Consider the following 19103-nt stretch of genomic DNA (forward strand, 5'->3'; position numbering starts at 1 on the left):
CTGTATGGAATTCAGCAATCCTTTCGATAATCCGCAGGGACAGTTCGCCATTTTGCAAAATGACCAGGGGCAGTACAGCCTGTGGCCGCAGGAGTGCGAGTTGCCCGCGGGCTGGCGCGTGGTGTGCGAACCGCAATCTCAGGAGGCGTGCCAGCAGTGGCTGGCGGAACAGTGGCAGACGCTTGAGCCGTCTTACTTTGCGGGGGAGCGCGCATGAACCGTCTCCCTCTTGTCGCCGCCCAGCCGGGGATCTGGATGGCAGAGCAGCTTTCCTCCCTGCCAAACGCCTGGAGCGTGGCGCACTACACCGAACTGAAAGGCGCTATCGACGCGCCGTTGCTGGCAAAAGCCATCGCTGAAGGCATGATGCAGGCCGACACCCTGCGGATGCGTTTCACTGAGGATAACGGCGAGGTGTGGCAGTGGGTCGATGAGGCCATGATCCTGCCGGAGCCGTCCATTGTGCGCGTTAACTCCCACGACGCCGCCGTGGCGCTGATGGAGGCCGATCTCAACCAGAACCTGCGCGTCGACAGCGGTCAGCCGCTGGCGTTTCACCAGCTGATTCAGGTGGGAGAAAACCACTGGTACTGGTATCAGCGGTATCATCATCTGGTGGTAGATGGCTTCAGTTTCCCGGCCATTACCCGTCAAATCGCCGCCATTTACGCTGCGTGGCAGAAAGGTGAACCTGCGCCCGCCTCCCCGTTTACTCCGTTCGCCGAGGTGGTGGTGGAGTATCAGCGCTATCGCGACAGCGAGGCGTATCAGCGCGACGGTGCTTTCTGGGCCGAACAGCGCCAACAGCTTCCTTCTCCGGTCTCGCTCTCTTCCGCGCCCCTGCCGGGACGTGCCGCCACCACCGACATCCTGCGCCTGAAAATGGCGATGGACGGCCGTGCGTTCAGCCAGCTTGCACAGGCGGCCGGACAAACGCAGCGAACCGATCTGGCGCTTGCGCTGGTGGCGCTGTGGCTGGGCCGCCTGACCGGACGGCTGGACTACGCCGCCGGGTTTATCTTTATGCGCCGCATGGGCTCCGCCGCGCTGACCGCGACCGGACCGGTGCTCAACGTCCTGCCGATGGCGGTGAATATTCGCCCGCACGAGAGCTTGCCGGAACTGGCGCTGCGCCTGGCGAACCAGCTGAAAAAGATGCGCCGCCATCAGCGCTACGATGCCGAGCAGATCGTGCGCGACAGCGGGCAGGCAGCAGGGGACGAACCCTTGTTTGGTCCGGTGCTGAACGTCAAGGTGTTCGATTATCAGCTGGATATCGACGGCGTGGAGGCCATTACCCACACGCTGGCGACCGGCCCGGTGAACGATCTGGAGCTGGCGCTGTTCCCGGACGAGCAGGGCGGACTAAGCATTGAGATCCTCGCCAACAGGCAGCGTTACGACGAGGCGACGCTGAAGGGGCACGCGGCGCGGCTGAACGCAATGCTGACGCAGTTTGCCGCCAACCCGGACCTGCGCTGTGGCGACGTGGAAACCGTATCAGAGCAGGAATACGGCCGGCTGGCGCGAATAAACGATACCGGGCTGGCGCTGCCGTCTACCACGCTGGCGGATCTGGTCGCGGAGCAGGCGAGCAAAACGCCGGACGCCCCGGCGCTGGCGGATGCCCATACTGAGCTGAACTACCGCCAGATGCGCGAGCAGGTGGTCGCGCTGGCAAACCTGCTGTGCGCGCGCGGCGTGAAGCCGGGCGACAGCGTGGCGGTGGCGCTCCCGCGCTCGGTGTTCCTGACCCTGGCGCTGCACGGGATTGTTGAAGCTGGCGCCGCCTGGCTGCCGCTGGATACCGGTTACCCGGACGACCGTCTGCGGATGATGCTGGAGGACGCGAAGCCGTCGCTGCTCATTACTACCGACGAGCAGCTTCCGCGCTTTAACGATCTGCCGATCGCCACCTTTAGTTACAACACACTATTACCGGGCACCGATGCTGAACCTCTGCGCCTGGCGAAGCCGGAGCAGACCGCGTACATCATCTTTACCTCCGGTTCGACGGGACGACCAAAAGGCGTGATGGTCGGCCATACCGCCATCGTTAACCGCCTGAAGTGGATGCAGGATCATTATTCACTGGCGGCGCATGACGTGGTGGCGCAGAAAACGCCGTGCAGCTTTGACGTGTCGGTGTGGGAGTTCTGGTGGCCGTTTATTGCCGGGGCGAAGCTGGTGATGGCCGAGCCGGACGCGCACCGCGATCCGCAGGCGATGCAGAGCTTCTTCGCACAATATGGCGTAACCACCACCCACTTCGTGCCGTCGATGCTGGCGGCGTTCGTCGCCTCGCTGACGCCGGAAAACGTCGACTGTTGCAGGACGCTGAAGCAGGTGTTCTGTAGCGGCGAGGCGTTGCCGACTGCGCTGTGCCGCGAGTGGGAACAGCTCACCCATGCGCCGCTGCACAACCTCTATGGCCCGACCGAAGCGGCGGTGGACGTCAGCTGGTATCCGGCGTACGGCCCCGAGCTGGCGGCGGTGGAAGGGAACAGCGTGCCGATCGGCTTCCCGGTGTGGAATACGGAGCTGCGCATTCTGGACGCGATGATGCGCCCGGTGCCGTTCGGCGTGGCGGGGGATCTGTATCTCACCGGCATCCAGCTGGCGCAGGGGTATCTGGGACGCCCCGACCTTACCGCCAGCCGCTTTATCGCCGATCCTTTTGCCCCCGGCGAGCGGATGTACCGCACCGGGGACGTTGCCCGCTGGCTGGGCAACGGCGCGGTGGAATATCTGGGCCGCAGCGATGACCAGTTAAAAATCCGCGGACAGCGCATTGAGCTGGGCGAAATCGACCGGGCCATGCTTGCGCTGCCGGATGTGGCCCAGGCCGTGGCGCACGCCTGCGTGTTCAACCAGGCAGCGGCGACAGGTGGCGATGCCCGCCAGCTGGTGGGGTACGTTGTCTCTGAATCCGGCTTACCGCTGGATCGCGACGCGCTGCTTGCATCACTCAAAGCCCAGCTGCCGCCGCATATGGTGCCGGTGGTGCTGCTGCAAATCAGCGCGCTGCCGTTAAGCGCCAACGGCAAGCTGGATCGCAAGGCGCTGCCGCTGCCGGAGCTGACCAGCAAAACTTCCGGTCGCGCGCCCGAGACGCAAACTGAAGTCACCGTGGCGCAGGCGTTTTCTGCCCTGCTGGGCTGCGCGGTGAACGATATCGAGGCCGATTTCTTTGCCCTCGGCGGCCACTCGCTGCTGGCGATGCGCCTTGCGGCTCAGCTCAGCCGTGCGTTCAGCCGCAAGGTCACGCCGGGGCAGATTATGGTCGCCTCGACGGTGAGCAAGCTTAGCGCCCTGCTGGACTCGCAGATGAGCGACGAGCAGGCGCAGCGTCTGGGGTATGAAACCGTTCTCCCGCTGCGTGAGAGCAACGGCCCCACGCTGTTCTGCTTCCATCCGGCGTCCGGCTTTGCCTGGCAGTTTAGCGTCCTGGCGCGCTACCTCAGCCCGCGCTGGTCAATCGTCGGCATTCAGTCTCCCCGGCCTGAGGGGCCGATGGAGCAGTGTGCAGATCTCGATGCGGTGATCGAACATCATCTGAACACGTTGCGTAAGCAGCAGCCGCAGGGGCCGTATTATCTGTTCGGCTATTCCCTCGGCGGCACGCTGGCGCAGGGCATTGCGGCGCGTCTGCGCGAGCAGGGGGAAGCGGTGGCGTTCCTCGGCCTGCTGGATACCTGGCCGCCGGAAACCCAGAACTGGGCGGAGAAAGAGGCTAATGGCCTCGATCCGGAGGTGCTGGCGGAAATTGAGCGCGAGCGTCAGGCGTTTATCGCCGCCCAGCAGGGGCAAGGTTCCAGCGAGCTGTTTAACGCTATTGAAGGCAACTACGCCGATGCGGTGCGGCTGCTCACCACCGCGCATAGTTCACGGTTCGACGGTAAAGCGACGCTGTTTGTCGCCGAACGCACGCGAACCATGGATCCGCAGGCCGCATGGGCGCCGTGGGTGAGTGAGCTGGAGGTGTACAGCCAGGACTGCGCCCACGTGGATATTATTTCACCGCAGGCGTTTGAGAAGATTGGGCCGGTACTGAAGGAAATTTTAGAATAGTGCAAATGCCCCTCACCCTAACCCTCTCCCACGGGGAGAGGGGATGGTTTGCTCCCTCTCCCCGTGGGAGAGGGCCGGGGTGAGGGCATCAGACCGCACGCTTGCCCAACGGCACCACCAGCGGCGTACCCGCCACCGGATCGTCAATAATCATGCAGCGCATGCCGTAGATCCGCGCGATCAGATCCGGCGTCACAATCTCCTTCGGCGCGCCCTGCGCCACAATCTCGCCGTCGCGCAGCGCAATCAGATGCGTCGCGTAGCGGCACGCCTGATTTAAGTCGTGCAGCACTGCCGCCAGGGTGTACCCCTGCGTGCGGTTAAGTTCGCTCAGCAGCTCCAGCAGATCAATCTGATGGCTGATATCGAGCCAGGTTGTCGGCTCGTCCAGCAGCATAATCGAGGTTTCCTGCGCCAGTACCATTGCAATCCAGGCGCGCTGGCGCTGTCCGCCGGAGAGAGTATCGACGCTTTGTTGGGCCAGATCGGTGATGCCCGTAGCCTGCATCGCGCGCTTCACCGCCTCGTCGTCCTCTTTGCGCCAGCGGGTAAACAGTGGCTGGTGCGGGTAGCGCCCGCGGGAGACCAGCTCCTGCACGGTGATATCCCCCGGCGTGGTGGCGTTTTGCGCCAGCAGACCAATTCGGCGCGCCACCTCTTTGCTGGCGAAGCGCTGGATCTGCTCCCCGTCGAGGAACACGCTACCCTCAACCGGCGACATCAGGCGGCTCAGCGTGCGCAGCAGGGTCGATTTGCCGCAACCGTTCGGGCCGATAATGGCGGTGAAGTGGCCGTCCGGAATGGACACGGATAAATCCCGGGCAATGATTTTTTTGCCGTAGCCGAGGGTCAAGTTTTCGCCGCGCAAGCGGAATGTTGAATCTGTCATTTCTTGCGTGACTCCTGAACGAGCAAGACGATGAGGTAAATCCCGCCGAGGCTGACGGTCACCACGCCCACCGGCAGTTGATAAGGCATAAACAGCTGCTGAGCGCAGAGATCGGCGGCCAGCAGTAACAATGCGCCGCACAGCGCCGCCTGGGTTAATCCCCAGCGCGCGGTACCGCTAAGACGCCGCGCGATATGCGGGGCTACGAGGGCAATAAACGAGATCGGCCCGGCGATGGCGGTAGACGCTGCGGTCAGCAAGACCGCCACCAGCATCAGCATCAGGCGCGAGCGCTCTACGCTCACGCCCAGCGCGCAGGCGCTGTCGTCGCCCATCTCCAGTAGCCGCATGCGCCTGACCAGCAGCAACGCGCCAATAAACATCAGCAAAATCAGCGGCGCGGCGGGCCAGGTTTTTCCCCACGTCAGACCGTTGAGGGAGCCGGCGTACCACAGCCCGGCGGAGAGCGCGGTTTCCAGCGATGCCTGTAGCAGAAGCCAGGTGTTGAACGCCATCAGCATCGCACGGATGCCGATCCCGATGATGATCAGACGGAAGGTGTCGATGCCGTTGCGCCAGGCCAGGGCCCAGATAAGCAGGGAGGTGAGAATGCCGCCCGCCATCGCCGTAAAGGTAATGGCCGTAAGATGCTGCCCGAACAGCACCATCGCCACCAGCACGCCGCTCCACGCGCCGGTATTCAGGCCCATCACGTCCGGGCTCCCGAGGGGGTTACGCATCAGCGACTGGAATATCGCGCCGCTGACGCCAAGCGCCGCGCCCACCAGGATCGCCATCGCCACGCGCGGCAGACGCCATTCGGTGACCACCATGGTGATGTTACGCGGCGCGCTGCCGCTGAGAGCGTGAAAGACCTGCGCGAAATCAAGCGTTACGGCACCGCTTTGCAGGCTCCAGACCGCCAGCAGCAGACTGGCGACGACCAGCAGGGCGACGCTGGTAAGTAAACGACGGGACGGGGCCATCATGCGCCACCCCCGCGTCTGCGTCGAACCAGGAAGATCAGCACCGGCGCGCCGATAAAGGCGCTGACCACCGAGACGCGCAGTTCACCCGGCACCAGCAGGCGGCCCAGTACGTCAGCAAAGAGCAGCAGGGCAGGGGTCGCCAGCAGCGTGACCGGCAGCGACCAGCGGTGATCCGCCCCCACCAGCCAGCGCGCCATGTGCGGCATCATCAGGCCGATAAAGGCAATCGGCCCGACCACGGCGGTCGCGCTGCCGCAGAGCACGGTAATGGCGAGTAGCCCCGTCAGCTGCGTGCGCGCCACACGGTTGCCGAGGGCGGTCGCGGTATCGCTGCCGAGGCTCAGGCTGTTCAGCGCCCGGCTTAAACAGAGCGCCACGGCGGCAGCGACGATCGTCGGGATCACCACCACCTTTAAGGTTTCAAGGGTACGAATATCCAGCGAACCCGCCTGCCAGAAGCGCAGCTGGTCATACACGTCCGGGTTGAGCAGGGCGATGCCGTTGGACAAGCCTTCCAGTACCGCCGCGAGCGCTACGCCCGCCAGCGTTAAGCGTACCGGGCTGAGCTGGCCGCCGCCCTGGCTGCCGGTAAACGCCACCACCAGCGAGGCCGCCAGCGCGCCGCAAAAAGCCATCATCAGCTGTTCAGAGGGGGACGTAAATCCAAACAGCGCTGCGCCGAGCACGATGGCAAAGCTGGCGCCGGAGTTAACGCCGAGAATGCCGGGGTCCGCCAGCGGGTTGCGGGTGAGGGTTTGCATCAGGGCACCGGCAAGGCCGAGCGCACCGCCAGCCAGCAATCCGGCAAGGGTGCGGGGCAGGCGAGCGTCGAGCACGATGGTGCAGTCGGCGCTCTGACAGGTACCGGATAGCGCATCGACAATAACGGACGCGGGCAGCGGTTTTGCGCCGACCAGCAGGCTGAGTGCAATCGCAAGGATTAGCAGTAGCAATAAAACGGGCACGGCAAGGGCGCGCACCGCAGAAGAGGAAAACGACATAGCAACATCCATGATTTGATAATGATAGTGATTATCGTTATCTATCTTATTTGGCTATGTTAGCATGTGCGCCCATGGAATGGGTAGAAATAGACTCAAGGCTTTGTCATGAATCAAAAATCCTGGCTGCTTAACCTCAGCCTGCTCAAAACACACCCGGCGTATCGCGCCGTTTTTATCGCTCGCTTTATCTCCATTTTGTCCCTCGGTCTGCTTGGTGTGGCCGTACCGGTGCAAATCCAGACCATGACTCACTCCAGCTGGCTGGTGGGGTTATCCGTCACCTTAACCGGCGGGGCGATGTTTATCGGCCTGATGGTGGGCGGCGTGCTGGCGGACCGCTACGAGCGTAAAAAGCTGATCCTGCTGGCGCGCGGCACCTGCGGGGTGGGCTTTGTCGGGCTGTGTCTGAACGCCATGCTGCCGGAGCCGTCGCTGGTGGCCATTTACGTGCTGGGATTGTGGGACGGCTTTTTTGCTTCGTTAGGCGTGACGGCGCTGCTGGCGGCCACGCCCGCGCTGGTCGGGCGCGAGAACCTGATGCAGGCGGGGGCGATCACCATGCTCACCGTACGTCTCGGCTCGGTGATTTCGCCGATGGTGGGCGGTCTGTTGCTGGCGACCGGCAACGTGGCGTGGAACTACGGCCTTGCCGCGGCGGGAACGTTTATTACCACCCTGACGCTACTGCGTCTGCCGCTCCTGCCACCCCCGCCGCAGCCGCGCGAGCATCCGCTGAAGTCCCTGATGGCCGCGATTCGTTTCCTGTTCAGCAACCCATTGATTGGCGGCATTGCGCTGCTCGGCGGCCTGCTGACGATGGCGAGCGCCGTGCGCGTGCTGTATCCGGCGCTGGCGGGTGAGTGGCAGATGAGCGCCTCAGAGATTGGCGTGCTGTACGCCGCCATTCCGCTCGGTGCGGCCTTCGGGGCGCTGACCAGCGGCAACCTGGCGCAGAGCGCGAGACCGGGGTTGATCATGCTGGTGGCGACGCTGGCCTCGTTTATCGCCATTGGTTTCTTTAGCCTGATGCCGGTGTGGGCGCTGGGCGTGATGTGTCTGGTGATTTTCGGCTGGCTGAGCGCGGTCAGCTCTCTTTTACAGTACACCCTGATCCAGACCCAGACGCCGGAAGGGATGCTCGGGCGCATTAACGGCCTGTGGACGGCGCAGAACGTCACGGGCGATGCGATTGGCGCGGCGATCCTCGGCGGGCTGGGGGCGATAATGACCCCGGTGGCGTCGGCGAGCAGCAGCGGGTTTGTGTTAGCCGTTGTTGGCGTGATTTTACTGGCGGTTCTGGTGGAGTTGCGTCGGTTCAGGCAGACCCTGTAGGTCGGGTAAGGCGTAGCCGCCACCCGACAAAACGCCCGGTGGCGCTGCGCTTACCGGGCCTACGGGGAACGTGCCACTTATTTAAAAATTGAATTCAAACGCTGCAACACCAACATCGCGCTGTAATAATCCAGGCGGAACGTCTCGGTTCCTAATGCCCAGACGCGCTTGTTCTTCACCGACGGCAGATGCGCCAGCAGCGGGTTGGCGTAAATCGCGTCCACGTCTTTCTGATCGCCGGCAAACACGAACAGCCCTTCGCCGTTCAGCCCCGTCGCCAGGTTTTCACCCCCTAACTGGATAATGTCGTGGCGTTTGCCCTGACTTTTTGAGGTGTGCAACCCGGCAGGCACGTCGGCCAGCGTAAAGCCCAACTGGTGCAAAAGCTTGCCCTGCGCGGAGTCTGTCGTCCACAGGTTCGCCGTGTGCGCCGCGGCGGTGTAGACGATGGCGTTCACCGGCTGTGGCGGCAGCTTCATCTGCTGTTTCACCTTGGCGAGCTGTTTGTCGAAGGCAGCGATGCGCTCTGCGGCCTGTGTCTCCTGCCCGGTGATCGTCCCCAGTTGGGTCAGCAGTTCCTGCCAGCTTTTGTCGTCGTAGTTAATGATAAGCGTCGGCGCGATGGCGGAAAGCTGATCGTAGAGCGCCAGCGCGGAATCCCCGCCGGTGGCGCTGATCAAAATCAGGTCCGGCATCTGGGCCGCGACGGCTTCGGCGCTCGGCTCGCCGATGTACAGCCGGGCAACCTTACGCTGTTTGGCGATATCGCCCCACTGACGTAAAAAGCCCTGCGCATCCGCCACGCGGTTGTTTGGCGTGGTCGCGCCGCTGGCAATGACCGGCGCGTCAATGGCCAGCAGGGAGCCGGTTAAGGTCACGCTGGTGGAGACAATGCGCGTCGGTTTGCTCTCAAGCGTGTGATCGCCGCGGCTGTCGGTGACCTGACGCGGCCAGTCGGCGGCGGCGGCTGAGGTTAGTCCTAAAACAAAAAGTCCTGTTAAAAGAAGGGCATTGCGGCAAACGGCAGCGATTTTCACAGAGCGGCATCCTGATTTTATTGAAGATAATGCTTCTCATTTTCAGGGCTGTAGGGAAGGGATGCAAGCGTTTGTCGCACAAGTTATTTGCCCGACGGTTGACAGCGGGGCGATGTGGGATTAGGTTAGCCGACGAAAATATAAATGATAATCATTATTGCTTCTTTTATCATTTTAAGGAGGATGATATGGACACGTCCCTGGCTGAGGAAGTTCAGCACACCGCGACAACGCTGCAATCAGACAGCTTTTTCTTTATGTCGCCTTACCGCAGTTTTACCACGTCCGGCTGTTTTGCCCGTTTTTCTGAACCCGCCGTCGGCGGTGACGATCCGGCGGGTCCCTTTCAGCAGAAATTAGCTCAGGCTTTCCAGAATGCGAAAAACAGCGGCATTGCCCATCCGGTGATGGTAGGGGCGATCCCCTTCGATACCCGCAAACCGTCATCGCTGTTTATTCCACAACGCTGGCAAACCTTCTCCCGCCCGGCGCGTCAGCAGTCCGCACGTTATGCCTCCGGCGCGCAGACGCTGAACGTGCAACAGCGCACCGAGATCCCGTCGCAGCCGGTTTTCGAGGAGATGGTTGCTCGCGCCGCGTCGCTCACCGCTACGCCGCAGGTGAATAAGGTGGTGCTGTCGCGCCTGATTGATATCGCTACCGACAAACAGATCGATAGCAGCGCGCTGATGGAGCGTCTTATCGCCCAGAACCCGGCGAGCTTTAACTTCCACGTACCGCTGGAAGACGGCGGCGTGCTGCTGGGCGCCAGCCCGGAACTGCTGCTGCGCAAAGAGGGCGCGCACTTTAGCTCGCTGCCGCTGGCAGGCTCTGCGCGCCGTCAGCCGGACGATGTGCTGGATCGCGAAGCGGGCACTAAGCTGCTGGCCTCCGAAAAAGACCGCCACGAGCACGATCTGGTCACGCAGGCGATGAAAACCATTCTGGAACCGCGTAGCCATCATCTGAGCATGCCGGCTTCCCCGCAGCTCATCACCACCCCGACGCTGTGGCATCTGGCCACGCCGGTAGAAGGTGAGGCACGTGAAAACGAGAACGCCCTGACGCTGGCCTGCCTGCTACACCCGACGCCCGCGCTGAGCGGCTTCCCGCATCAGGCGGCAAAAGAGCTGATTGCCGAGCTGGAGCCGTTCGACCGCGAGCTGTTCGGCGGCATCGTCGGCTGGTGCGACAGCGAAGGTAACGGCGAGTGGGTGGTAACTATCCGCTGCGCGCGGCTGCATCAAAATACCGTTCGCCTGTTTGCCGGCGCGGGCATTGTGCCTGCCTCCTCCCCGGTCGGCGAGTGGCGCGAGACGGGCGTGAAGCTCTCCACCATGCTCAACGTGTTTGGTTTGCACTAAGGAATACTCATGACCATCCCTTTTACCCGCTGGCCTGAGGAGTTTGCCCGCCGCTACCGTGAAAAAGGCTACTGGCAGGATCTGCCGCTGACCCACATCCTGACGGACCATGCGGACAGCGATACGGTCGCGATAATTGACGGCGATCGCCGCATCACCTACCGCGCGTTTAATCAGGCGGTGACGAATCTGGCGTCCTCCCTTCAGGCGCAGGGGCTGCATCGCGGTGAGACCGCGCTGGTGCAGCTTGGCAACGTGGCCGAGTTCTACATCACCTTCTTCGCGCTACTGCAAATCGGCGTCGCGCCGGTCAACGCGCTCTTTAGCCATCAGCGCAGTGAACTCAACGCCTACGCGGAGCAGATAAAACCCGCCGTGCTGATTGCCGATCGCGACCACGCGCTGTTCTCGGGCGACGATTTTCTCAACACCTTTGTGGATGCGCATCGCTCGGTACGCGTTGTGCTGCTGCGTGGCGATAAGGGCGAACATGCGCTGGAGGCGGCGATTGCGCGCCCGGCGGACAATTTCATCCCGAACCCGACGCCCGCCGACGAAGTGGCGTTCTTCCAGCTCTCCGGCGGCAGCACCGGCACGCCGAAGCTGATCCCGCGCACGCATAACGATTACGACTACAGCATCCGTCGCAGCAACGAAATCTGCGGTATCACTGCGCACACCCGCTATCTGAACGCCCTTCCCGCGGCGCATAACTACGCCATGAGCTCGCCAGGATCGTTAGGCGTTTTCACGGCGGGCGGCTGCGTGGTGCTGGCGAACGATCCGAGCGCCACGCTCTGCTTCCCGCTGATTGAGCAGCATCAGATAAATGTCACCTCGCTGGTGCCGCCTGCGGTCAGCCTGTGGTTGCAGGCGATTGCCGACGGCGCGGGGAACGCCCAGCTGAAATCCCTCAGGCTGCTCCAGGTGGGCGGCGCACGCCTCTCCGCCACGCTTGCGGCGCGCATTCCGGCGGAAATTGGCTGCCAGCTTCAGCAGGTGTTTGGCATGGCGGAAGGGCTGGTGAACTATACCGCCCTCGACGATGCGCCGGAGCGCATCATCAATACCCAGGGCCGCCCGATGTGCCCGGACGATGAAGTGTGGGTGGCGGACGAGGACGGTAACCCGCTGCCGCGCGGGGAGGTCGGGCGTCTGATGACGCGCGGCCCTTACACCTTCCGCGGCTATTTCAACAGCCCGGACCACAACGCCAGCGCCTTCGATGCCAACGGCTTCTACTGCTCGGGCGATCTGATCGCCATCGACGAGCAGGGTTACATCACCGTGCAGGGGCGCGAGAAAGATCAGATCAACCGCGGTGGCGAGAAGATCGCCGCCGAAGAGATCGAAAACCTGCTGCTGCGCCACGAAGCAGTGATCCACGCCGCGCTGGTGAGCATGGAGGACAGCCTGCTGGGCGAAAAAAGCTGCGCGTACCTGGTGGTGAAACAGCCGCTGCGCGCGGTGGAGGTGCGCCGCTTCCTGCGCGAGCAGGGCGTTGCCGAATTTAAGCTGCCGGACCGCGTGGAGAGCGTGGATGCGCTTCCGCTCACGCCGGTCGGCAAAGTTGATAAGAAACAGTTGCGCCTGTGGCTTGCTGAACGCGCCCGGGGCTGAGGAACAGAGAATGGCTATTCCAAAATTAACCGCATATGCGCTGCCAACCGCCGCCGAACTGCCGACCAGTAAAGTAAGCTGGGCGTTTGAACCGGAACGCGCCGCGCTGCTGATCCACGATATGCAGGAGTACTTCCTGAATTTCTGGGGCGAAAATAACGACATGATGCAGCAGGTAGTGGCGAACATCGCTAAACTGCGCGCGTACTGCAAAGAGCACAATATTCCGGTGTACTACACCGCGCAGCCGAAAGATCAGAGCGATGAAGACCGTGCCCTGTTGAACGACATGTGGGGGCCGGGCCTGACCCGTTCGCCGGAGCAGCAGCGCATCGTCGCTGAGCTGACCCCGGATGAAGCGGACACCGTGCTGGTGAAGTGGCGCTACAGCGCGTTTCACCGCTCGCCGCTGGAGCAGATGCTGAAAGAGACCGGGCGCAACCAGCTTTTGATCACCGGCGTGTACGCCCACATCGGCTGCATGACCACCGCCACCGACGCCTTTATGCGCGACATCAAACCGTTCTTTATCGCCGACGCGCTGGCGGATTTCACCCGCGACGAGCACCTGATGTCGCTGAAATACGTGGCCGGACGTTCGGGCCGCGTGGTGATGACGGACGAGCTGCTGCCGTCTGTTCCGGCAACGAAAGCCGCGCTGCGTGAGCTGATCCTGCCGCTGCTGGACGAGTCCGACGAGCCGATGGATGACGAAAACCTGATCGACTACGGTCTGGATTCAGTACGGATGATGGCGCTCGCCGCCCGCTGGCGCAAAGTGCACGGCGACATTGATTTCGTGATGCTGGCAAAAAATCCGACCCTCGATGCCTGGTGGGCGCTGCTCTCCCGCGAGGTGAAGTGATGGCTTTTGATTTTACCGGTAAAACCGTCTGGGTGACGGGCGCGGGTAAGGGCATTGGCTATGCGACCGCGCTGGCATTTGTGGAGGCCGGGGCGCAGGTGACCGGGTTCGATCTGGCTTTCCCTCACGGCGAATATCCGTTTGCCACCGAAACGCTGGACGTGGCGGATGCGGCGCAGGCGAGTGATGTCTGCGGGCGTTTGCTCAGCAGCCTTGAGCGGCTCGACGTGCTGGTTAACGCGGCGGGCATTCTGCGTATGGGCGCGACGGATCAGCTTTCGCAGGAGGACTGGCAGCAGACCTTTGCGGTCAACGTCGGCGGCGCGTTCAACCTGTTCCAGCAGACGATGGGCCAGTTCCGTCGTCAGCAGGGCGGGGCGATTGTGACGGTGGCCTCTGACGCGGCGCACACGCCGCGCATCGGCATGAGCGCCTACGGCGCGTCGAAAGCGGCGCTGAAAAGCCTGGCGCTGACCGTCGGGCTGGAGCTGGCGGGCAGCGGCGTACGCTGTAACCTGGTGTCGCCGGGTTCTACGGATACCGACATGCAGCGCACGTTGTGGACCAGCGATGATGCGGAACAGCGGCGCATTCGCGGCTTCGGCGAGCAGTTCAAGCTCGGCATTCCGCTCGGTAAAATTGCCCGTCCGCAGGAGATTGCCGCGACCGTGCTGTTCCTGGCATCCGATGCCGCCAGCCATATCACCTTGCAGGATATCGTGGTGGACGGCGGCTCCACGCTGGGGGCGTAATGATCTGGAAACGTCATTTATCCCTCGACGAACTGAATGCCACTAGCCAGAACACGATGGTGGAACACCTTGGCATCGTCTATACCCGCCTCGGGGACGATACGCTGGAAGCGGAGATGCCGGTGGATGCGCGCACCCACCAGCCGTTTGGCCTGCTGCACGGCGGTGCGTCGGCGGCGCTGGCGGAAACGCTGGGGTCGATGGCCGGTTTTCTGATGACCCGCGACGGGCAGAATGTGGTGGGCACGGAACTGAACGCTACGCACCACCGCGCGGTCTCTCACGGTAAGGTGCGCGGCGTATGTCAGCCGCTGCATCTGGGCCGCTCCAGTCAGAGCTGGGAGATTGTGGTGTTCGACGAGCAGGGGCGGCGGTGCTGTACGTGTCGGTTGAGTACGATGGTGCTGGGTTAGATTGTGCGGCGAGAGTGCCGGGTGGCGGCTTCGCCTTACCCGGCCTACGAAACTGTTACCTATGTATCCGGTCATACAGAAGCGCCACCGGGCGGTTGTTACAACATCGATACCACCCGCTTCAACAGCCGAATTCGCGGCGCAATGGACGCTTTATCCAGCCATTCCGCCGGGCTGTGGAACCCGGCGCCAACCGGCCCGAAGCCGTCAAGCGTGGGGATGCCGAGCGCGGCGGTGTGGTTGGCGTCGCTGCCGCCGCCGACTGCCTGCCAGGTAATGTCGATGCCTTCCGCTTTACCCGCCGCTTCAACCTGCTGCATCAGCGCCTGCGTCGCGTCGCTCGCGGCCATCGCCGGTTTGTGATTAACCCGCGTCAGCGTGGTGGTCACGCCGTCTAAAAAGCCTTGTTCACATAACAACTCCAGCGCCTGGTTCACCCGGTCATACTCGTCGTTTTCCCAGAAGCGAACGTCCAGTTCTGCCACAGCGCTGTCCGCGACCACGTTCGCCGCGCTGCCGCCCTGAATTACGCCGACGTTAAGTGTAGTGCCGCGATCCCAGTCCGTCAGCGCATTGATGGCGATAACGCTCTTTGCCAGCGCGGTGATCGCCGAGCGGCCTTTTTCCGGGTCATTGCCCGCGTGTGCCGCCACGCCGCTAAAGGTGAGGTGATAGCCCGCCATCCCTTTACGCGCTTTCACCAGCGAACCGTCGGCGCGGGCGGCTTCGCACACCAGCACGCAGCGGGAACGCTTAGCCAGCTCGCCAATCCACTCATGGGAATGGACAGATCCGGTCTCTTCGTCCGGGTTCATCGCAACGGCAATCGCGAGACGATCGTTGTCTGCGGCGTCAAGCGCGCGCATTGCCCACAAAATATTCAGAAGTCCGCTCTTCATATCCGAGACGCCGGGGCCGTACAGGCGGGTTTCATCCTCGCTCAGCGGACGCGCGGCCACGGTGCCGGCGGGAAATACGGTATCCAGATGCCCGACCAGCAGCACGTCGAACCGTTCCGCCTGCGGCTTGTTACTGACGAAGACGCCGGGGCCCACCTTGTCGCCCAGGTTCACCTGCTCCGTATGCCAGCCTTCGCGCTGCCACAGTTGCTGCATGATGCCTGCAACAGCGGCGACGCCGTCAATCGTCTGGGTGCCGCAGTCTACGTTCACCAGGGTTTTCAGCTCTTCGATATAATGGTCAAGATTCATGTTCACGTCCTGTTCAGAGAATAATGCGCATCAGCAGCATGGCTAAGAAAGCGTTGACCACCGAGAGGGCGATCATCAGCGGAATACGTTTGGCGCGGGTGCCAATCACCCCCAGAATGCGGCCCAGGTACTGCACCTGCGAGCCCATCAGGTAGATGGCGGGCGCCAGGATCGCCAGGTGCTCGCCGGTGAGGATGCCTTTATCAAACAGGCCGATGGCAACGCCGATCCCGCCGCCCATCGACATCCAGCCGCCAATCAGCACGGCGGCCGCTTCGCCCGGCAGGCCAAACAGGCCCATCAGCGGAGAGAAGATCGTGCCCAGCCCTTTCAGCGCGCCGGTAATTTCCAGCGCCTTGATGATGATAAAGGCCATCACCACGTTGGGCAGCGTGCTGCTGGTGGCAATGCTCCAGCCTTTGCGCGCGCCTTCGATAAACACATCGGTAATGACGGGATTGGACTGTGAGGCACTCATGCGGCGTCTCCTTTATGGGTAAACGTCAGGATCAGGCGCAGCAGATTGGCGCCGACAATTTTCATGATAAACATCACCGCGATACAGGCCCCGATGGAGGTGGGCACCGCCGCCGTGCCGTCAACGGCGAGCAGCGTGAAGAGGATCGCCCCGGAAGAGAAAAAGTTGGTGATCATCGCCCCGGCGGAGAACTGGAACATGGCGAAAACGTCTTTCTCTTTTTCGCTGATTTGCCCTTCATCAGAGAGATTACGGGTAAGCGACGCGCCCACGTCGGTACTTTGCAGGCTGCCAATCAGCGCCAGCCCGGTGGTGCCAGGGATCCCCAATAGCGGGCGCAGCAGAGGAGTTAAGAGTTTGCGCGCGGCACGCAGGGCGCCATAGTGCTCCAGCACGTTGATCATCCCCAGCGCGAACATCACCGCAGGAATTAAACCGAGCGCGAAGAGAAACCCGTCCATCGCGCCGCTGCCGCCGGTGCCGCGAAAGGCGCTGCTGGCTGTGGTTAACGTACCGTCATCCAGACTGGCTTTGCTGACCACTTTGCCAAATGCGCCGTTGAGGGTGGTGAAATCAAAGACGCCGTACCACTCTTGTCCGCCTAACAGACCCGAGAAGAAAACGGCTGCAAACGCCAGCGCGAAGTACGCGCCCGGCCCGACCTGACTATCCTGAGGTACTGAACTGTTCATATCCTTTTCCTTGTATGCACGCGATTGCGCAGGATCATTCTGGCGAGGTTATGGCCAAAAAAAATGATACAAATCATTCCGTAAGGCGGTGTCTGGCCGAAAAAGGTAAAAGTGTGAACGGTGACGCTACGAAAGTGATCGGCTTAACAATGTGGTGTAAATGTCTGGTTTGACCACGCATTATTGCGTTTCAAAGTTGTTAAATTTTATCCGTTGTTCTAGAAACAAAATGTAACATCTCACTGTTTCACAACAACGGATAACCATTATGAACAACTCAGGGAAATACCTTATATGGGCAGGGCTCTCCGTTGTGGGAGCCTTTGCCCTGGGCTACATCGCCCTCAACCGGGGGGAGCAGATCAATGCGCTCTGGATCGTGGTCGCCTCCGTCTGCATTTATCTGATCGCATACCGTTTTTATGGCCGCTATATCGCGAAGACGGTACTGGGCGTAGACGGCACGCGCATGACGCCGGCCGTGCGTCATAACGATGGTCTGGACTACGTGCCGACCGATAAAAAAGTGCTGTTCGGTCACCATTTCGCGGCGATTGCCGGGGCAGGCCCGCTGGTGGGGCCGGTACTGGCCGCGCAGATGGGCTACCTGCCGGGGATGATCTGGATCCTCGCGGGGGTGGTGCTGGCGGGCGCGGTGCAGGACTTCATGGTGCTGTTCGTCTCCACCCGTCGCGACGGTCGTTCGCTGGGTGAGCTGGTGAAAGAGGAGATGGGGGCAACTGCCGGGGTGATTGCGCTGGTGGCGACCTTTATGATCATGGTCATCATCCTCGCGGTGCTGGCGATGATCGTGGTGAAAGCCTTGACCCACAGCCCGTGGGGAACCTATACCGTCGCCTTCACCATTCCGCTGGCGCTGTTCATGGGGATCTACATTCGCTATCTGCGTCCGGGACGCATTGGTGAAGTTTCAGTCATTGGCCTGGTGTTCCTGGTGTTTGCTATTATCTCCGGCGGCTGGGTGGCGGAAAGCCCGACCTGGGCACCGTTCTTCGACTTCACCGGCGTGCAGCTGACCTGGATGCTGGTGGGCTACGGCTTCGTGGCGGCGGTGCTGCCGGTATGGCTCCTGCTGGCCCCGCGTGACTACCTCTCTACGTTCCTGAAAATTGGTACCATCGTCGGGCTGGCGATCGGCATTCTGATTATGCGCCCGACCCTGACCATGCCTGCCCTGACCAAATTCATTGACGGCACCGGCCCGGTCTGGACCGGCAATCTGTTCCCGTTCCTGTTTATCACCATCGCCTGTGGGGCAGTGTCTGGCTTCCATGCGCTTATCGCCTCCGGGACCACGCCGAAGATGCTGGCGAATGAAAATCAGGCCTGCCTGATTGGCTATGGCGGCATGCTGATGGAATCCTTCGTGGCGATTATGGCGCTGGTCTCGGCCTGTATTATCGACCCGGGCGTGTACTTCGCGATGAACAGCCCGATGGCGGTACTGGCCCCGGCCGGCACTGTTGACGTGGTCGCCTCTGCTGCGCAGGTGGTGAGCGGCTGGGGCTTTGCGATCACCCCTGATACGTTGACGCATATCGCTAACGAGGTCGGCGAGCAGTCGATTATCTCCCGTGCGGGCGGGGCGCCGACGCTGGCGGTGGGTATGGCCTACATCCTGCACGGTGCGCTGGGCGGGCTGATGGATGTCTCGTTCTGGTATCACTTCGCCATTCTGTTCGAGGCGCTGTTTATCCTAACGGCGGTGGATGCCGGTACGCGCGCGGCGCGCTTTATGTTGCAGGATCTGCTGGGGGTGATCTCCCCGAATCTGAAACGTACCGATTCACTCCCGGCTAACCTGCTGGCGACGGCACTGTGCGTGCTGGCGTGGGGCTACTTCCTGCATCAGGGCGTGGTCGATCCGCTGGGCGGCATTAACACCCTGTGGCCGCTGTTCGGTATCGCCAACCAGATGCTGGCGGGCATGGCGCTGATGCTTTGTGCCGTAGTCCTGTTCAAGATGAAGCGCCAGCGTTACGCATGGGTGGCGCTGGTGCCAACGGCGTGGCTGCTGATCTGTACCCTGACAGCAGGCTGGCAGAAAGCCTTCAGCCCGGACAACAAGGTGGGCTTCCTGGCCATTGCCAACAAGTTCCAGGCGATGATCGACAGCGGCAAGATCCCGGCGCAGTACACCGAATCTCAGCTGTCCCAGCTGGTGTTTAACAACCGCCTGGACGCCGGGCTGACCATCTTCTTTATGGTGGTGGTTGTGGTGCTGGCGTTGTATTCTCTGAAAACCGCGCTGGCGGCGTTGAAAGTCGACACGCCAACGGCGAAAGAGACGCCGTATGAGCCAATGCCTGAGAACCTGGACGAGATTGTCACCCAGGCGAAAGGGGCGCATTAACCCGTGTGCCGG

Annotated in this window: 16 protein-coding genes; 9 read left to right on the forward strand and 7 right to left on the reverse strand. The window is 62.0% G+C overall.

Annotated elements, in window-relative coordinates:
- Nucleotides 1-4: 4 nt before the first annotated feature.
- Together ACQG11_RS16130 and entF are read left to right on the forward strand one after the other, a co-directional pair.
- Nucleotides 5-217 carry an MbtH family protein gene (locus ACQG11_RS16130; RefSeq protein WP_032624700.1) on the forward strand — a complete coding sequence of 71 codons (213 nt, stop codon included), beginning with the start codon at nucleotides 5-7 and terminating at the stop codon, nucleotides 215-217.
- Nucleotides 214-4071, forward strand: a complete 3858-nt coding sequence (entF, locus tag ACQG11_RS16135; RefSeq protein WP_426728578.1) for an enterobactin non-ribosomal peptide synthetase EntF — start codon at nucleotides 214-216, stop codon at nucleotides 4069-4071. The genes ACQG11_RS16130 and entF overlap by 4 nt, the downstream gene beginning before the upstream one ends.
- Nucleotides 4072-4159: 88 nt before the next feature.
- Here entF and fepC read toward each other — a convergent pair whose 3' ends face one another.
- The 3 genes from fepC to fepD are packed head-to-tail and all read right to left on the reverse strand — an operon-like array spanning nucleotide 4160 to nucleotide 6950.
- The gene (gene fepC / locus ACQG11_RS16140; RefSeq protein WP_038415628.1) at nucleotides 4160-4960 is read right to left on the reverse strand and encodes an iron-enterobactin ABC transporter ATP-binding protein; all 801 of its coding nucleotides are present in this window, start codon (nucleotides 4958-4960) and stop codon (nucleotides 4160-4162) included.
- Complete coding sequence (fepG, locus tag ACQG11_RS16145; protein ID WP_074129344.1) at nucleotides 4957-5946, reverse strand: iron-enterobactin ABC transporter permease; 990 nt, start codon at nucleotides 5944-5946, stop codon at nucleotides 4957-4959. Before fepG ends, fepC begins: the two co-directional genes overlap by 4 nt.
- On the reverse strand, nucleotides 5946-6950 hold the full coding sequence (gene fepD, locus ACQG11_RS16150) for a Fe(3+)-siderophore ABC transporter permease (protein WP_022647378.1): 1005 nt from the start codon (nucleotides 6948-6950) through the stop codon (nucleotides 5946-5948). The genes fepG and fepD overlap by 1 nt, the downstream gene beginning before the upstream one ends.
- Before the next feature lie 108 nt (nucleotides 6951-7058).
- Between fepD and entS the strand changes: the two genes are divergently transcribed.
- Nucleotides 7059-8285 carry an enterobactin transporter EntS gene (gene entS / locus ACQG11_RS16155; protein ID WP_023299557.1) on the forward strand — a complete coding sequence of 409 codons (1227 nt, stop codon included), beginning with the start codon at nucleotides 7059-7061 and terminating at the stop codon, nucleotides 8283-8285.
- A gap of 77 nt (nucleotides 8286-8362) precedes the next feature.
- Here entS and fepB read toward each other — a convergent pair whose 3' ends face one another.
- On the reverse strand, nucleotides 8363-9322 hold the full coding sequence (fepB, locus tag ACQG11_RS16160; RefSeq protein WP_317578864.1) for a Fe2+-enterobactin ABC transporter substrate-binding protein: 960 nt from the start codon (nucleotides 9320-9322) through the stop codon (nucleotides 8363-8365).
- Between the two features lie 188 nt (nucleotides 9323-9510).
- Between fepB and entC the strand changes: the two genes are divergently transcribed.
- Genes entC through entH form a run of 5 tightly spaced genes read left to right on the forward strand, consistent with a single transcriptional unit; the run spans nucleotide 9511 to nucleotide 14336 of the window.
- Nucleotides 9511-10686 carry an isochorismate synthase EntC gene (gene entC, locus ACQG11_RS16165; protein ID WP_022647381.1) on the forward strand — a complete coding sequence of 392 codons (1176 nt, stop codon included), beginning with the start codon at nucleotides 9511-9513 and terminating at the stop codon, nucleotides 10684-10686.
- Between the two features lie 9 nt (nucleotides 10687-10695).
- Nucleotides 10696-12306, forward strand: coding sequence for a (2,3-dihydroxybenzoyl)adenylate synthase EntE (gene entE / locus ACQG11_RS16170; protein WP_161177734.1), 1611 nt, complete (start codon nucleotides 10696-10698; stop codon nucleotides 12304-12306).
- A gap of 10 nt (nucleotides 12307-12316) precedes the next feature.
- The gene (locus ACQG11_RS16175; protein ID WP_426728579.1) at nucleotides 12317-13171 is read left to right on the forward strand and encodes an isochorismatase family protein; all 855 of its coding nucleotides are present in this window, start codon (nucleotides 12317-12319) and stop codon (nucleotides 13169-13171) included.
- Nucleotides 13171-13923, forward strand: a complete 753-nt coding sequence (entA, locus tag ACQG11_RS16180) for a 2,3-dihydro-2,3-dihydroxybenzoate dehydrogenase EntA (RefSeq protein WP_023305663.1) — start codon at nucleotides 13171-13173, stop codon at nucleotides 13921-13923. The genes ACQG11_RS16175 and entA overlap by 1 nt, the downstream gene beginning before the upstream one ends.
- Nucleotides 13923-14336 carry a proofreading thioesterase EntH gene (gene entH / locus ACQG11_RS16185; protein WP_022647384.1) on the forward strand — a complete coding sequence of 138 codons (414 nt, stop codon included), beginning with the start codon at nucleotides 13923-13925 and terminating at the stop codon, nucleotides 14334-14336. Before entA ends, entH begins: the two co-directional genes overlap by 1 nt.
- A gap of 98 nt (nucleotides 14337-14434) precedes the next feature.
- Here entH and ACQG11_RS16190 read toward each other — a convergent pair whose 3' ends face one another.
- Genes ACQG11_RS16190 through ACQG11_RS16200 form a run of 3 tightly spaced genes read right to left on the reverse strand, consistent with a single transcriptional unit; the run spans nucleotide 14435 to nucleotide 16717 of the window.
- The gene (locus ACQG11_RS16190) at nucleotides 14435-15547 is read right to left on the reverse strand and encodes a M20 family metallopeptidase (protein WP_058677444.1); all 1113 of its coding nucleotides are present in this window, start codon (nucleotides 15545-15547) and stop codon (nucleotides 14435-14437) included.
- A gap of 13 nt (nucleotides 15548-15560) precedes the next feature.
- Nucleotides 15561-16025, reverse strand: coding sequence for a YjiG family protein (locus ACQG11_RS16195; RefSeq protein WP_063149476.1), 465 nt, complete (start codon nucleotides 16023-16025; stop codon nucleotides 15561-15563).
- Nucleotides 16022-16717 carry a nucleoside recognition domain-containing protein gene (locus ACQG11_RS16200; RefSeq protein ID WP_022647389.1) on the reverse strand — a complete coding sequence of 232 codons (696 nt, stop codon included), beginning with the start codon at nucleotides 16715-16717 and terminating at the stop codon, nucleotides 16022-16024. The genes ACQG11_RS16195 and ACQG11_RS16200 overlap by 4 nt, the downstream gene beginning before the upstream one ends.
- Before the next feature lie 268 nt (nucleotides 16718-16985).
- On the opposite strand from ACQG11_RS16200, the gene cstA reads away from it, so the two are divergent.
- Nucleotides 16986-19091 (forward strand): pyruvate/proton symporter CstA, encoded by a 2106-nt coding sequence (cstA, locus tag ACQG11_RS16205; protein WP_022647390.1) that lies wholly within the window; start codon nucleotides 16986-16988, stop codon nucleotides 19089-19091.
- Nucleotides 19092-19103 lie beyond the last annotated feature (12 nt).

The sequence above is a fragment of the Enterobacter cloacae complex sp. 372C4 genome (genome assembly GCF_050030615.1).
GTDB classification, from domain to species: Bacteria; Pseudomonadota; Gammaproteobacteria; order Enterobacterales; family Enterobacteriaceae; genus Enterobacter; species Enterobacter intestinihominis.

What these genes read in the sequence shown, in the direction of transcription:
- ACQG11_RS16130 (WP_032624700.1), top strand. Translation starts at nt 5, where the DNA reads ATGGAATTCAGCAATCCTTTCGATAATCCGCAGGGACAGTTCGCCATT.
- entF (WP_426728578.1), top strand. Translation starts at nt 214, where the DNA reads ATGAACCGTCTCCCTCTTGTCGCCGCCCAGCCGGGGATCTGGATGGCA.
- fepC (WP_038415628.1), bottom strand. Translation starts at nt 4,960, where the DNA reads ATGACAGATTCAACATTCCGCTTGCGCGGCGAAAACTTGACCCTCGGC.
- fepG (WP_074129344.1), bottom strand. Translation starts at nt 5,946, where the DNA reads ATGGCCCCGTCCCGTCGTTTACTTACCAGCGTCGCCCTGCTGGTCGTC.
- fepD (WP_022647378.1), bottom strand. Translation starts at nt 6,950, where the DNA reads ATGTCGTTTTCCTCTTCTGCGGTGCGCGCCCTTGCCGTGCCCGTTTTA.
- entS (WP_023299557.1), top strand. Translation starts at nt 7,059, where the DNA reads ATGAATCAAAAATCCTGGCTGCTTAACCTCAGCCTGCTCAAAACACAC.
- entC (WP_022647381.1), top strand. Translation starts at nt 9,511, where the DNA reads ATGGACACGTCCCTGGCTGAGGAAGTTCAGCACACCGCGACAACGCTG.
- entE (WP_161177734.1), top strand. Translation starts at nt 10,696, where the DNA reads ATGACCATCCCTTTTACCCGCTGGCCTGAGGAGTTTGCCCGCCGCTAC.
- ACQG11_RS16175 (WP_426728579.1), top strand. Translation starts at nt 12,317, where the DNA reads ATGGCTATTCCAAAATTAACCGCATATGCGCTGCCAACCGCCGCCGAA.
- entA (WP_023305663.1), top strand. Translation starts at nt 13,171, where the DNA reads ATGGCTTTTGATTTTACCGGTAAAACCGTCTGGGTGACGGGCGCGGGT.
- entH (WP_022647384.1), top strand. Translation starts at nt 13,923, where the DNA reads ATGATCTGGAAACGTCATTTATCCCTCGACGAACTGAATGCCACTAGC.
- ACQG11_RS16190 (WP_058677444.1), bottom strand. Translation starts at nt 15,547, where the DNA reads ATGAATCTTGACCATTATATCGAAGAGCTGAAAACCCTGGTGAACGTA.
- ACQG11_RS16195 (WP_063149476.1), bottom strand. Translation starts at nt 16,025, where the DNA reads ATGAGTGCCTCACAGTCCAATCCCGTCATTACCGATGTGTTTATCGAA.
- ACQG11_RS16200 (WP_022647389.1), bottom strand. Translation starts at nt 16,717, where the DNA reads ATGAACAGTTCAGTACCTCAGGATAGTCAGGTCGGGCCGGGCGCGTAC.
- cstA (WP_022647390.1), top strand. Translation starts at nt 16,986, where the DNA reads ATGAACAACTCAGGGAAATACCTTATATGGGCAGGGCTCTCCGTTGTG.